Annotated in this window: 15 protein-coding genes; 10 read left to right on the top strand and 5 right to left on the bottom strand. The window is 47.8% G+C overall.

Annotated elements, in window-relative coordinates:
• Positions 1-31: 31 nt before the first annotated feature.
• From galU to EXU85_RS05935, 4 genes are all read right to left on the bottom strand, one after another.
• The gene (gene galU / locus EXU85_RS05950) at positions 32-898 is read right to left on the bottom strand and encodes a UTP--glucose-1-phosphate uridylyltransferase GalU (protein WP_142771193.1); all 867 of its coding nucleotides are present in this window, start codon (positions 896-898) and stop codon (positions 32-34) included.
• Between the two features lie 71 nt (positions 899-969).
• Positions 970-1,965, bottom strand: a complete 996-nt coding sequence (locus EXU85_RS05945) for a mevalonate kinase (protein ID WP_142771192.1) — start codon at positions 1,963-1,965, stop codon at positions 970-972.
• A gap of 171 nt (positions 1,966-2,136) precedes the next feature.
• A complete protein-coding gene (locus EXU85_RS05940; protein ID WP_142771191.1) occupies positions 2,137-2,622 on the bottom strand; it encodes a hypothetical protein in 486 nt (161 codons plus the stop codon).
• Positions 2,623-2,723: 101 nt separating this feature from the next.
• Complete coding sequence (locus tag EXU85_RS05935) at positions 2,724-3,113, bottom strand: helix-turn-helix transcriptional regulator (protein ID WP_142771190.1); 390 nt, start codon at positions 3,111-3,113, stop codon at positions 2,724-2,726.
• A 233-nt stretch (positions 3,114-3,346) separates the two neighbouring features.
• On the opposite strand from EXU85_RS05935, the gene EXU85_RS05930 reads away from it, so the two are divergent.
• The 5 genes from EXU85_RS05930 (at position 3,347) to EXU85_RS05910 (ending at position 7,678) form a co-directional block, all read left to right on the top strand.
• Positions 3,347-4,000: a hypothetical protein gene (locus tag EXU85_RS05930; protein WP_142771189.1), complete on the top strand. Its 654-nt coding sequence runs from the start codon at positions 3,347-3,349 to the stop codon at positions 3,998-4,000.
• Positions 4,001-4,113: 113 nt separating this feature from the next.
• A complete protein-coding gene (locus EXU85_RS05925; protein ID WP_142771188.1) occupies positions 4,114-4,893 on the top strand; it encodes a PD-(D/E)XK nuclease-like domain-containing protein in 780 nt (259 codons plus the stop codon).
• Between the two features lie 86 nt (positions 4,894-4,979).
• Positions 4,980-5,327 (top strand): hypothetical protein, encoded by a 348-nt coding sequence (locus EXU85_RS05920; RefSeq protein ID WP_142771187.1) that lies wholly within the window; start codon positions 4,980-4,982, stop codon positions 5,325-5,327.
• 162 nt (positions 5,328-5,489) lie between these two features.
• Complete coding sequence (locus tag EXU85_RS05915) at positions 5,490-6,266, top strand: pentapeptide repeat-containing protein (protein ID WP_142771186.1); 777 nt, start codon at positions 5,490-5,492, stop codon at positions 6,264-6,266.
• A 221-nt stretch (positions 6,267-6,487) separates the two neighbouring features.
• Entirely contained in the window at positions 6,488-7,678 is a 1,191-nt protein-coding gene (locus tag EXU85_RS05910) for a DUF748 domain-containing protein (protein WP_142771185.1), read from the top strand.
• Positions 7,679-7,817: 139 nt separating this feature from the next.
• Here the strand turns inward: EXU85_RS05910 and EXU85_RS05905 are convergent, their stop codons facing one another.
• Positions 7,818-8,066, bottom strand: a complete 249-nt coding sequence (locus EXU85_RS05905) for a hypothetical protein (protein WP_142771184.1) — start codon at positions 8,064-8,066, stop codon at positions 7,818-7,820.
• A gap of 169 nt (positions 8,067-8,235) precedes the next feature.
• Here EXU85_RS05905 and EXU85_RS05900 point away from each other — a divergent pair, with 169 nt between their 5' ends.
• The 5 genes from EXU85_RS05900 to EXU85_RS05880 all read left to right on the top strand — a co-directional run bounded on the left by EXU85_RS05900 (position 8,236) and on the right by EXU85_RS05880 (position 13,709).
• Entirely contained in the window at positions 8,236-8,838 is a 603-nt protein-coding gene (locus tag EXU85_RS05900) for an RNA polymerase sigma factor (RefSeq protein ID WP_142771183.1), read from the top strand.
• Complete coding sequence (locus tag EXU85_RS05895) at positions 8,835-9,269, top strand: hypothetical protein (protein WP_246859441.1); 435 nt, start codon at positions 8,835-8,837, stop codon at positions 9,267-9,269. Before EXU85_RS05900 ends, EXU85_RS05895 begins: the two co-directional genes overlap by 4 nt.
• A gap of 112 nt (positions 9,270-9,381) precedes the next feature.
• Complete coding sequence (locus tag EXU85_RS05890) at positions 9,382-10,071, top strand: porin family protein (protein WP_142771182.1); 690 nt, start codon at positions 9,382-9,384, stop codon at positions 10,069-10,071.
• A gap of 171 nt (positions 10,072-10,242) precedes the next feature.
• Positions 10,243-13,254, top strand: coding sequence for a glycoside hydrolase family 3 N-terminal domain-containing protein (locus EXU85_RS05885; protein ID WP_142771181.1), 3,012 nt, complete (start codon positions 10,243-10,245; stop codon positions 13,252-13,254).
• Complete coding sequence (locus tag EXU85_RS05880; protein WP_142771180.1) at positions 13,251-13,709, top strand: DinB family protein; 459 nt, start codon at positions 13,251-13,253, stop codon at positions 13,707-13,709. The genes EXU85_RS05885 and EXU85_RS05880 overlap by 4 nt, the downstream gene beginning before the upstream one ends.
• Positions 13,710-13,851 lie beyond the last annotated feature (142 nt).

Genomic DNA, 13,851 nt, shown 5'->3' with positions numbered 1-13,851 from the left:
TCACGATGGGGCCCTTTTCTATGTTGATCCTTTATTCTTTTCGGAGAATCTCTTCCAGAAAAGACCGAAACTTATCGGCAAATTCAGGTCGTTTCAGGGCAAATTCAACCGTTGTTTTCAGGAAATCGAGTTTATTTCCAATATCATGCCGCTTTCCTTCAATGCGATGTGCGTAGAGGTTTTCGCGTTTAAGCAGCAACAACATGGCATCAGTTAACTGGATTTCATTGTTTTTGCCAGCTGGTGTTTGTTCCAGCATGGAAAAGATTTCGGGCGTTAAAATGTACCGACCCGCAATGGCTAAGTTCGACGGAGCATCCTGAATATTAGGTTTCTCAACCAATGTATTCAGTTCCCAAATCCGATCACTTAATGACTTGCCGCCAACAATACCATAGCGGTTTACCTTGTCGTGGGGAACTTCTTCAACAGCAATTACCGAGCAGCCATATTGAGCGTATGTATCAATCAATTGCTGGGTTACGGGAATCACCGAGTCCATGATTGTATCGCCAAGTAACACCGCAAATGGTTCATTTCCAACATGATGACGAGCATATCGAATGGCATCGCCCAGACCATTGAGTTCGCGTTGGCGAACGTAGTGCAGGTTGGCCATATCGGAGAGTCGGCGCATCTCATCCAGCAATAACTGATCTTCTTTTTCTTCAAGCCGGGTCTCAAGTTCGTGATTTCGGTCGAAGTGATCCTCGATCGCCCGTTTGCCTTTTCCCGTAATAATCAGAATATCTTCGATACCCGAATCAACGGCCTCCTGCACCACATACTGAATGGTGGGGCGGTCAATAATGGGCAGCATTTCTTTAGGTTGAGCCTTGGTGGCAGGCAGAAACCGGGTTCCAAATCCGGCAGCAGGAATAACGGCTTTTTTGATCATGATTTTGTAAGGGCAGGGGGCGCGGTGCAGGGAGCAGGGGAAATTCTGCGCACCATGCCCCGTGCTCCACGCTAAACTACATAAGGCTTAATAACACGGGCATTGATTTTTTTCAATTCAACGAAAAGGCGGTTCAGCATGGCATCATCTCGGTAGAGGCCAATAATGGAGCCGCCTGAACCTGTAAACGAAGCCGATGCCCCACAGGAGCGAGCCGTTTCAATCATTTTTCGGTTACGATCGCTGATGTTATAAATCTGGGAACGAAGGTCGAAGTTACGATTGACAAGCTCATTTACGCCACTGATGTCCTGCTTGAGCAGCGCTTCGCGTCCCTGTCGGGCTACATCAGCAATCGAGTTCATCGTTTCAATCACAGTAACATCACCTTTGAGCCATCGTGCCCGAACATCATTATGCACCTGCCCCGACTGTTTTCCCAGATCGGTATTATACGCAATGTAGAGTTTGGGCAGCAAACGTGGGTCTATCGGTTCATATTGGCCATACCCCTGGCGTTCCATGGTAGTCCGATCGAAATCCATATACACACAGCCCTCATAGCATTGAATAACACGATCCTGTAAGCCAGCCGTAATGCCTAACTCTTCGGCTTCGGTAGCCAGCACCAGATTCGGGAGTATAGGTTGCGGAATCTCAACGCCGTAGAATTGCATAAGAGCCCTGAACGTAGCCACAATAATGGCACTGGAACCTGACAAACCAACCTGACGTGGAATGGATGTGTTGTAGCGAATCGAGAAATTCTGGTTCCGAAGTCGAATTTGTTCGGTTTCGCAATATTCTGCGAACTTCTTGATGGCTGCCTTCAACAAGGGTACACCCCCATGATAACCAAGCGTACTTACAGAATCACGAAGGTGATACAGGCTTCTGAATACATTGGTATCCTGAGGCTGCGGTTCAATGTGCAGTTCGGGGGATGGATAAAGCGTTACGGACGCGCCAAAATTACGAACGGTAATGGCGATTGTCTTACCAAAAAATCCGTCAGACGGATTGCCGAGCATCCCAGCTCGGGCGTAGGCACGGGTTTCGATGAGCAAAATAAAAGGCGGATTCTGTATCCGCAGGCTTAGCTAACAATTAAACGGCAAGTTTACGAAAGAATATTCAGCATAAAGTAGTCCAACTTAGCCATACAATCAATAAAAAAGCGATCAGGGATTTCCCAATCGCTCTTCCATCCATAGGTTAGATTAACGTAGTATCCCTCTTTAGTCTACCTCGTTTTTCTCCACATCCGTTTTATCTTTTCCGCTATACCCTACATGATGGGGGTCGTAGCCTTTATTTGGATCATCCCCCTCTTCTAAGTAGGTTGCATCGGCGCGGTGCAGAAGGGCATCATCAGAGGGGTTTTCAGCCACTTCGCTTAAGGTCTTAGCAGCCTCGTCGCTCATCATCCGCCCTTTAGGAACTTCAGAAATAGCATCCGCGTCAACGTCCCATTCCTGATTGCCACCCAAACTGGCAGGCTGAGCATCAATAGGTCGGCTACCGTCTAAATTGGCTTCACGGCTATCGTGCGTCAGGTGCATATTTTCGCTATCCATATCCATACCGGATGTAGAGTCTTTATAAGCGTTGGTGCCAACCCCTTCTGATTCATGACCAAAATCGGAGGTACCGTGTTGGTTAGGGTCTTTTGAATAATACTCAGGATCTATTTTTTCCGGATCGAATGGTGATGTAGTTGCCATAGCGTTAAGTGTTTTTTTACTATAACCGGAAATGGCTGTGGGTTGTTTTTGAATGAGAGGGGGAGGAAGGAGGAAAGGAAAGAGAGGGAAGAATTAAACGGTCACTCCCCTTTCTCCCTCTCCTCCCCTTCCTCCCTCCTCCCTTTTATCTCTTCCAGCAGTTGATCATTGGTTTGTTGAAGAAGGGCAACCCGCTCGTTGAGTTGAAACAAAAGGAACTCTACATTACGCAATCGCTCCTCGGTTGTGATGGCTGCCGATGGCGAATTGAGTGTCTTAAACATTAGCCCTTCTCCCCGTAATAGCCAGTCGCCATTGACCTGCGGATAGGCCACTAATATTTTTTCGAGTGTATCGTAGCGGGGCTTCAGCCGACCGTGCAAGATATGGTATACTTTTTCGCCCCGGTGTTCACCAAGCTGGCGGGCAAATTCCAGCACACTAATATTGAGCGAGTCAATTAATTCCTGAAGGCGCAGGTGAATTGTCATAGGCGGGGGTGATCGGAGCGCGGAGCAGGGCGCAGGGAGACTACTTCGCCCCGTGCGCTCTGCTCCGCGCTAAAATTACACAAAACTGAGTAAATATATTGGCAAATATCCTAGGAAATGGCTTTGTGGATTACACAAAAGTATGTATATTTAAACCTGTAAACACAGCCCGTAAAAAGGCAAAAGGGACCGCAAAATGGGTCCCCTGCTTGAACAGTAAACAACAAATACTAATGAACACACAAAACAAAAGCCAAATCGAGACAATTCAAAGCGGAGAGCCATTGAATGTGGATCAAAAAGTGAATCAATTAGCTGGCGAGTTGGTCAGTACTGGTGTCGCCCGGCGATACAAATACCTGGAAGGACACCCCCGTCAGTATCGATTCGATGCCAAAGAAGGTGTGTTCAACATTAACGGCACCGAGAAATTAGGCCGTACCTTAACCTTCCAACCCCTGGCCTGGCGGATTTTTACGGACAATATCCTGAACATGGGGACAAAAAACTGGGCAGAAATTTTCTTCATCGACGACAAGAACTGCGTGTCAGCACTGCTGTTCCATGGCTATTCGGTCGATAATATTTTCCGACTCATCGAACCGCTCTACTACGACGACCTTACACTGGCCGATGTGGTCATTACAGCCGTTGCCGAGAAGAAAGAATACACGAAGGTGCAGCCCAAAGGTGTGTACTACATCGCTACGTTCTCCTACAAAATTGGCGATGCACAGAAAACCGCTGAACTGAAACAGTTTGCGCAGGAAGTCAAAATCTTTCGACAGGAAACACTTACCGATATCGCCAATATCAAAACGGCGATGAACTACTATAACCCATTCGTCAATCTTGCCGACGAGCCTGAGTTATTATCAGCCGGTTAGTACGTGGAGTAGTTGAAGTGAGTGGAGTGAGTCAGTTAACTGACTCACTCCACTCACTTCAACTACTCCACTCATTCCAGATACTGCACGAATTGCACCCAGACACTTATTCCATGCTGACATCCCCTATTTCAATACAAACGACTCCTCACCTGATTACCTCCGGCGATTTTTACCGGGCGCTACCGAGGGTGTCGAATTCAGATTTAACACGCCTGAAAGAAGAACATCTGGGCTATTGGTCAACCCCGTCGACTCGATTTATACCAGAAAAGACAAAAGTATTTGGCAGGGCCTTTCACCAGCACTTACTCGAACCAGAAACCGTTGGTACCGTGCTATCGCAGTTGCTGCCAGATATGACCGATATGAATGCGCTGGCTCCTGCCCAAACCAAGCAGTTGCAAACGCTGATGCAAACCATTCGACAGGACGGTTTTTGCCGCCGGTATCTGCGCCAGTCGGATCGGGAGCATGTTGTTCTGTCAACGGAACCAACAACGGGTATTCCCTGTAAAGCCCGGTTAGACCTGGTTTATACCAGTCCCAAACGCCGGAATGCCCTGATCATTGACCTAAAAACAACCTCAGCCCGGACACAAGCGCAATTTCTTGAGTCTTGCTATACCTATGACTACGACCGGCAAGCGGCTTTTTATGTGGATAGCCTACGGCATGCTGATTCGGGCGAATGGGATGCAACCCGGCAATTCCGGTTCGTGTTTGTTGGTGTCATGAAACAACGGCCACATCGGCTGTTTGCGGTGGATGCGTCGTCAATCCCCGGTTTTCTGGATTATGGACGCAAGAAGTACCGTTTCTGGCTCCGTAAATGGCAGGAAGAGCGGACGCAGCCAGAACTGGTAGCTTCCGCCTGGAGTATGAGTGCCTGATTTGTTTGTCGTTCGAAGTTTGTTGTTTGATGTTCTCCCTCAACCACAAACCTGGAACGACAAACTTCAAACTAGTTAATCAACGTATGAACGCTTCCATAATAACACTTACACCTACCCCGCTCCACTTTGATTGGGGAACCGACGGACTGGTGCTCTGGATCGAGGAATTAGATAGAGCCGACAGTGTGGTAGGCCAGATGAAGGAAGTAATGGACCGAATTGCGTTCGCTATTGAACTGCAAACGGGCTGGGATCACCGTACAGATGGCAATACCCTGCATCCGCTCTATGGCTACCGGCTTCTGTTGCGCGATGCGTCGGGTTGCTGGAACGCCATCCAGACAGATGAGACAGGCCACTTTGCAGGGTTGGTCCCGCTTGAAGAAATGGATTATGAACAGGCTTATGACAAAGTGATGTGGCTGGAGTAAGTTAGCAATTCGTGGTGTATGTAAAGAGGTGAAGTATGTGGCATAGGAATAAACCTACTACACATAGTTTACCTCTTTACGTACACCACGAATTACCATGCAACCTTTCAGGCCTGGTTTACATCTTTACTTAAATGTCAATCAAAATTCAGAAAGCGCATCATGAAAATCCTGATTACTTCCCTCCTCCTGGCTCTCGTTGCCTTGTCGCCTACGTTAGCTCAGTCAACTGTTGACGCGAAAGATATTATGGCCAAAATCAATCGCAAGGAAGCAGTTTCCTATCAAAACGTAACCATCACTGGCGACCTCGACCTTACGAATCTGGCAAACCGTAAAGAAGTACGGGAAGGCAGTTGGAAAGGAGATTCACATGAATTCTTAAGTGTTGTAGAAGTACCCCTAACCTTTAAAAACTGCACATTCAAAGGCAAATTTCTGGCTTACCACACCGACGAGCAGGATGGGAAACGGATTTTCAACACGAACAACACCGTTTATAATGCCGATTTTACTGAGGCCGTAACCATTGACGGCTGTACGTTTGACGACGATGCCACCTTTAAGTATTCGAACTTTAGCCAGCGGGCCATTTTTACCAACAATAAATTCGGCGAGGAAGCTCTATTCAAATACACTAAATTCCGTAATGCTGCCGATTTCAGCGGCTCAACCTTCCGGGATTACGCCGATTTTAAATACACCAAGTTTGATGAGTCGTCTTCGTTCGAGAAAACAACATTTGAGCGTTCTGCCGATTTCAAATACACCAAATTTGATGAAGTAACGAACTTTCAGAAGGCTCGCTTCTCAGGCAATGCCGATTTCAAATACACCCATCTCCCACGAGGCACCAATTTCGACGATGTTCGTTTTGACGGCTCCGCCGACTTCAAGTACACAACCCTTGATGGCCGGAAATTTTCACCGAGCAGATAGTTAATTCGGCAGCAAACAAAGATTTTTTAACCACAGAGGCACAGAGAACACAGAGCTGGAATAAAGCGAGTATTACCTTATTCCAGCTCTGTGTTCTCTGTGCCTCTGTGGTTAAAATTTTTACTCATTTCCTTAGCGCCCTAGCTCACTAATTCCGAAAACCTCCTTAACTATTTATCAATCTGTGTGTTATCAAAAAGTTACACCAATCACGCAACGTTTTGAAACGAACGACCAAAATTCTGATCGCAGTAATCGTTCTGCTGGTTATTGCCCGCTTGTTATTGCCCTATTTTGTACTTCGGTACGTCAATAAAACTCTGGCCGACATGGGCGGCTATACAGGCCACGTCGAAGATATTGATATTCAACTCATTCGGGGTGCTTACCAACTTGATAATCTTCGTATCCGCAAAATAAACGGCAAGATTAAAGAGCCATTTCTATTTATTCCCAAAACGGATTTGTCGGTTGAGTGGAAGTCGTTGCTAAAAGGCAAATTAGTCAGCGAAGTGGAGTGCTATGAACCAGAAATCAATTTCGCGTTTAGCGAAAATGAAGCCAGCAATCAAACCGGAGCCGAGGTCGACTGGACGGCTTATCTGAAAAAACTGTTGCCCATTAGCATCAACCGCTTTGCCGTTGTCAATGGCAAAGTAGACCTGACCAGTTTGGTTACCCAACCTCGTGCCGATTTGTCGATGCAGCGATTTCAGGGAGAAATTCGAAATATCCGCAACGTTGAAGACAAGAATAAACAGTTACCCTCGCCGGTTGTAGCCTCGGGCGATGTTCTGGGTTACGGGGGAACCATGAACTTTTCGGCCAATATGAATTTACTGAAGGTCGTCCCGGATTTTGATTACAATCTCCGGTTCAGTAATCTTCAACTAGTGAAACTTAATACCCTTGCCCGCGAATACGCGAACCTTGACTTTGAACGGGGCACTGTGAGTGTATACAGTGAGATGGCCATGCTCAACAAGAAGCTCAATGGCTACATCAAGCCGCTCACAAAGGACATGCAAATTTTTAAGTTAAATGAGCACAAGGGACGATCTGTAGGTCGATTTTTTACCGAGCTCATTGCCCAGGGCGGCACCGAAATCCTAAAGAATCAAAAACACGATCAGGTAGCTACACGCATTCCCCTGAATGGTACAGTCGATAATATTGAAACGGCGCTCTGGCCAACCATTTTCGGTATCCTGCGCAATGCATACGTCGAGGCTTTTAAAGGCGAGTTCGATAACAATATCACCTTAAAAGACGCTTTTAAAGGCCTCAAAGACGATTATAAAGCCAAACGGGCTGAGCGAAAAGCGGAACGGAAAGAAAAACGGGCCGAGCGAAAGGCGGCACGGAAAGAGAAGAGAGCAGAGCGAAAGGCCGAACGAAAAAAAGGGAAATAGGCGGCTGCGTCTTTTAGTGACGTCGGTTACTTATAACCGACGCTGCGAGGTTTCTCAAAACCGAGCGTAACTAACTCGGTTTTGAGAAACCTCGCAGCGTCAGGTTGAAGAACCTGACACCACTTGCACACCACCGATTTTACCGAATTGTATCTACCCGCGTTGCACCTCCCCGACGTAGCGAATCCGGTGCTAACCTGCGTTGTTTCCGGTTTTTAGGCGATGTAGTGTCTTTCGTAGACTTCATTTTGGGGCGGGGCGGGTTTGCCTGCCGGGTATCTGTCGTTGACGTGGATTGCTGAACAGCGGGCGACTGACCGCTTTGGGCAAATGCACCTACAAAAATAAAGCTGCTCAGTAGGCTGGTGATAAAAAAGAAGCGTTTCATAATGTCGATGAGTTGGTATAGCTATATAACGACAGAAGGCGCTATTCGGTTACTGCTATTGCGCAAAGACAAGTTTGTTTTTCGACAGCTGTCGAAAAATATGAAATCAAATCATCCTGTATGGAATTTAGCCCGATCATGCATCTGTTACGTAAGCAGCCTCCAGCCTATGTTTCTGAAACTGTTCCGTAAGCCTAAACCCATACATAACCGCTCTCGCAGTGATGCCACCGATTATGTGGCCGCTTACCGAGCCACGGGCGATCTGGCAATTTTGGGTGAACTCTATGAACAACACATGGAGCTGATTTATGCCGTTTGCTATAATTACCTGCGCGATGAAGATGAGGCTAAAGATGCCGTCATGAATCTGTTCGAGCAGTTGGTAACTGACCTGCGTCGGCATGAGGTACAACAATTTGGCCCCTGGCTGCATAGTGTGGCCCGGAATTATTGCCTGATGCAACTGCGTAAAAATCAGGCGCATCCTAAAACGGAGCTGGTGACAAATGCCACTGGCGACGATGTAGATGAGCCGTTCCTGACTGATGAAACCGATTCGCTGGAACTAGAGGAAGATCTAACACGCATGGAAGCCTGCCTTAAAACTTTGCCAGCCGAGCAGCAAACCTGCCTGACGTTGTTTTATCTGGAACGCAAGAGCTATACGGAAGTGGCCGACCTGACTGGATATGACATGAAACAAGTGAAAAGTTATTTGCAAAATGGTCGACGAAAGTTGAAAATTTGCATGAGTAAAGAGGATCTATGAACGACCAACTGAGTTTCGAGGAGTTACGGGCTTATCAGTCTGGACGACTGAATGGGGCAGCACGGCACCGAGTTGAGCGATTGCTGCTGGAGAATCCATTCTATGCCGATGCACTGGCCGGTCTGGAAGCCATGCAGAAAACCGCAACCGGCGTGACCAGCAGCTCCATGACCGACCAAATGGCCGATCTGCGGGATGCATTGCACCAACGTATTCATGAATCTGCTAATCAGAAACGATTATGGCCCCTGTGGATCGCAACGACCACGGCAGCCATTCTATTTATGCTGGCAATGGCTATTTATTTTATCTTTTTTGCGCCTAAACAGCCTGTAAAACCCAAGCCGGTCACGCCAATAAAAACAGCTATGCATGATTATAAGTATGCAAATCCCCTAGAGCAGAAAACTATTCTTTTCAGATCGGCCTGAGCCTGCTTATGTGGCAAGTAGTGCCAAAAAAATGATAAAAGTCTTTTAAGAAAAATAAAACATTTGCCGGAGGTCTGACGTTAACCGGGCATATCAACTTATTGATTCGTCCATGTTTCGCGCAAATTCATTACGCTCCACCATCCTAGCATTTATCTTCGTTTCTGGCTGTGTATCAAGCCTTTTTGCTCAACAACGCTTTAGTGTAGGCCCCCGTGTGGGCTTGAATTTATCTAATTATTGGGGTGATGCCGATAATATGAAATTTACCCCAGGGCTCTCGGCAGGTGCTTTCGTCATGTACAGTTCGCTGAATCACTTCGGGATTTCAGCCGATTTTTTGTATTCCCAACGCGGTACGAGCTACAACGACAACCAGAAGAAATTCATTCAGCGGGTTAATTACCTCGAGATTCCGGTTGTTGCCCGTTATTTCCTGACCTTGTCGGGCAATTTCAGACCGAACATTTTTGTTGGCCCTTCACTAGGTATTAAGCTGAATGCGAATCGTCTTAAAGGCGACTATCTTCAAGGTACGGGGCCAGTTCTCAATGGCGAAAACAGCCTAGCGTTTAACAATCTGGATTTGGGCGCAACAGGCGGTATTCAACTTAACTGGGGAACGGGTAACCGACAGCATTTCCTGATTGACGCCCGTTATACACTTGGCCTAAGCGATGTACAAACCGATTTTCCAAACTATTGGACTAGACGCAGTTCATTGCAAAACTCGACATTTACGTTAGCCCTGGGTTATAGCTTCGGAGTGGGCCGGGAACACCCCAGCCGCTACAGCCGCTAAATTGATGTACGAGTTATGATTTCCGTCGGCCTGCGTCGGCAAAAAAACGCAACTCGTACGTCGTAACTCGTACATCATACTTTACTTTCGTCCTCGCCATTTCACGTTTTACGGAAGTGGCGAGGACCTTTTTTTGTATTTTTGACACTTCACGACCCCAATTTAGTTCTCATGCCATCCTGTCGGTCATTTGTTTTTGGTTTATTCAGCGTTTTATTGTCCCTTCCGGCTCTGGCGCAAACAACCGTACCTACCTTTCTTAAACTTAATGCACGCCAAAGTTGCTGGGTCGATTCGGTGTTTACCAATATGGCTCCCGACGACCGTATTGCACAACTGATTATGGTGGCTGGCTACTCGAACCGGAAACCCGGCTACGAAGACTCCCTCATCACACTCGTAAAAAACAACAAGCTTGGTGGTGTTGTCATGTTTCAGGGTGGACCTATGCGCCAGGCCCGGTTAACCAATCGGTTACAAGCCAACTCGAAGGTGCCTCTGCTCATTGCCATGGATGCCGAGTGGGGTATTGCCATGCGTCTGGACAGCACGGTACGTTATCCGTATCAAATGACGCTCGGTGCCATGCAGGGTGCAGGTTCTGATTCGCTCATTTACCAGATGGGCGCTCATTTAGCGAAACAGGCACGCCGATTAGGGATGCACGTGAACTTCGCCCCTTCCGTCGATGTCAACAATAACCCCAATAATCCGGTCATCAATTTCCGATCGTTCGGTGAAAACAAGTACGACGTAGCCCGCAAAGCCCTTGCCTATATGCGTGGCATGCAGGATAATCAACTGTTAACCAGCCTAAAGCATTTTCCGGGACACGGCGATACCGGCACCGATTCGCACTACGACTTACCCCTGATTACTAAAAGCCGCGCGCAACTCGACTCGCTCGAACTCTATCCTTTCAAGCAGTTGATCAACGCAGGCGCTGCGGGTGTTATGATTGCCCATTTAAGTATTCCGGCGCTGGACACAACCCGGAATCGCCCCTCTACCCTTTCGCCCGCCATTGTTACGAACCTGCTTAAGAACGAACTGGGTTTTCAGGGTCTGATCTTCTCCGACGCCATGAATATGAAAGGCGTAACCAAGTATTTTCCGTCGGGCAGAGCCGATGAACTGGGGCTGGAGGCTGGCATGGACGTTCTGGAATTTACGGAAGATGTACCGGCTGCACTTTCTCTGATCAAGCAAGCCATTGCCGATGGGCGCATGACGCAGGCTTCACTAGATGCCCGCTGCCTGAAAGTACTGAAAGCTAAAGCCTGGGTTGGTCTCGATCAGTACAAACCCATTGCGCTGGAAAATCTGGTAAGCGACCTCAATCCGGTACAGGACGAATTGCTTAACCGGAAACTCACCGAAGCCAGCCTGACCGTTTTGAAAAATGATCAGAATTTACTGCCGCTGCAACGGTTAGATACGTTACGAATTGCATCGGTAGCCATTGAGAGCGACAAAATCACCGCATTCCAGCAAATGGCGGGCAACTATACGCTAATTAAGCATTTCAACATCACCTCAAAAACTCCCGATTCGACACTGGCTCAGGTACGCGATTCGCTCAAAAACTACAACCTGATTTTGGTTGATGTGCATCTGAACAACATCCGGCCAGCGGTTAAATACGGTCTGCAAACTAAAACCGCCGGTCTGGTTGGCGAGTTGGTTGCAACGGGAAAGGCAGTCGTCACGGTGTTTGGCAATGTATATGCGCTGGACAAACTGACATTTCCGATGGATACGGCCCAGCCCAGTCGTAACATTGAGAAGGCGCGTGCCATTGTTATGCCCTACCAATTGACCAATTACACCGAGGAATTATCGGCGCAGTTGATTTTTGGGGCCATTGGTGCATCAGGTAAACTACCCGTTACCGTCAATCAGCGCTTCCGGGTGGGCGATGGTATGCCCATAAAGCCCATTGGCCGACTCAAATACACTATTCCTGAAGAAGTGGGAATCGATAGCCGGTTTCTGACCCAGCAGGTTGATTCCTTGGTGAATGTAGGTCTGACGCAGAAGGCATTTCCGGGCTGTGTCGTGCAAATGGCTAAAGATGGCAAAGTGATTTTCCGAAAAGCCTACGGCAAGCACACCTACGATGCCTCCTTAGGTGCCGAACCCCTGCCTGTGCAATTGGATGATCTTTACGACATGGCCTCAGTTACCAAGGTGAGCACCTCAACACCCGCGCTAATGCGCTTAGTGGACGAAGGTAAGTTTAACCTCGACGGTAAAATGGCTGATTATCTGCCCGGCTTTAAAAAATCAAACAAAGCGGATTTGGTCTGGCGCGATGTGCTCACCCACCAGGCCCGGCTGAAAGCCTGGATTCCTTTCTGGATGGACACCAAAAATCCGGACGGTACCTGGAAACCCAAGACCTTCAAAGCGGAACAGTCGGGGCGTTACCCGATTGAGGTGACGGATAGCTTGTTCGAATTCAGAAAGTATCCGAGAACCATTTTCCAGCAAATCCGGGATTCTCCGTTGAATGCCAAGAAAGAGTACGTGTACTCTGATCTTTCGTTTATTCTTTATCCGCAAATTGTGAAGCGAATTACGGGTGTGGATTTTGAGGATTACATTAAAACGACTTTCTATAAACCATTAGGAGCCAGTACACTAACATTTTTACCACGCCGATTTTATCCTTTAAATCGCATTGTTCCTACCGAATATGATTCACTGTTCCGTAAAACACTTATCTGGGGGCGTGTGCATGATGAAGGCGCGGCTATGCTGAACGGGCTATCGGGGCATGCGGGTTTATTTGGTTCCGCCAATGACCTGATGAAAGTGTATGAGATGTACCGACAGAAGGGTAGCTACGGTGGCAAGCAGTTTATTTCTCAGAAAACGATGGCGGAGTTTACCCGGTATCAGTTTCCGGAGTTAGGCAACCGGCGCGGGCTGGGCTTCGATAAACCGTCGTTCACTTATTCGGGCAATGGGCCTAAGTCGGCAACGAAAGCCAGTTTTGGGCATTCGGGTTTTACCGGCACATTTGTCTGGGTTGAACCCGATCCGGCCTATAACCTTACCTATGTGTTTTTATGCAACCGGGTTTACCCAACCCGAAACAATCCTAAACTAGGCAATCTGAATACCCGCACCAACATCGTTGAAGCATTGTATCAGGCAACAAAACGAGGATTGCAATGAACGATCATCTGATTCAGCTACTGAATTACGAGCTTTGGGCCAACCTCCGCGTTATCGGCTCGCTCGAAACGATCCAAAATCCACCAGCGCGCGCGCTTGCCGTAATGGGCCATATCCTGTCGGCACAGCACGTTTGGCTTGGCCGTATCACCAACGAATCGGTCTTTGTGTCTATTTGGGAAGATATTCCGGTTAGCTGGATGGCCGAAACCGCCGAGCGTCAACATCGTCAGCTAACGAGTTATCTGGATGGATTAGCTGAGTCCGATTTAGGAAAAACGATCGCCTACAAAAACTCGCAGGGGGTGGCGTATCAAAATACGCTCCTTGATCTGTTAACCCATATGAGTCACCATGCGGCCTATCACCGAGGGCAGGTCGTGCAACTTATCCGACCCATGGTAGCCGAAGCCCCCGTAACGGACTTTATTGTCTGGAAGCGGGAAATGCTCTGAATAGCGCGAACTTCTACGTTCGTGCTGATTATTCTTCGGCCTCTCCTGTTCACGCTTGGCTTTGCCGAGTGTGGACTATCTTTTCAAGGGTCTCTGGCCCGTTTTTGATGTATTCACCGGCCAGAGGCCGTAAAAAATAGTC

Origin of the sequence: Spirosoma sp. KCTC 42546 (assembly GCF_006965485.1) — a bacterium.
Lineage (GTDB): Bacteria > Bacteroidota > Bacteroidia > Cytophagales > Spirosomataceae > Spirosoma.
Note: the sequence above shows the minus strand (reverse complement) of the source record. Positions and strands in the feature narration are given on the sequence as shown.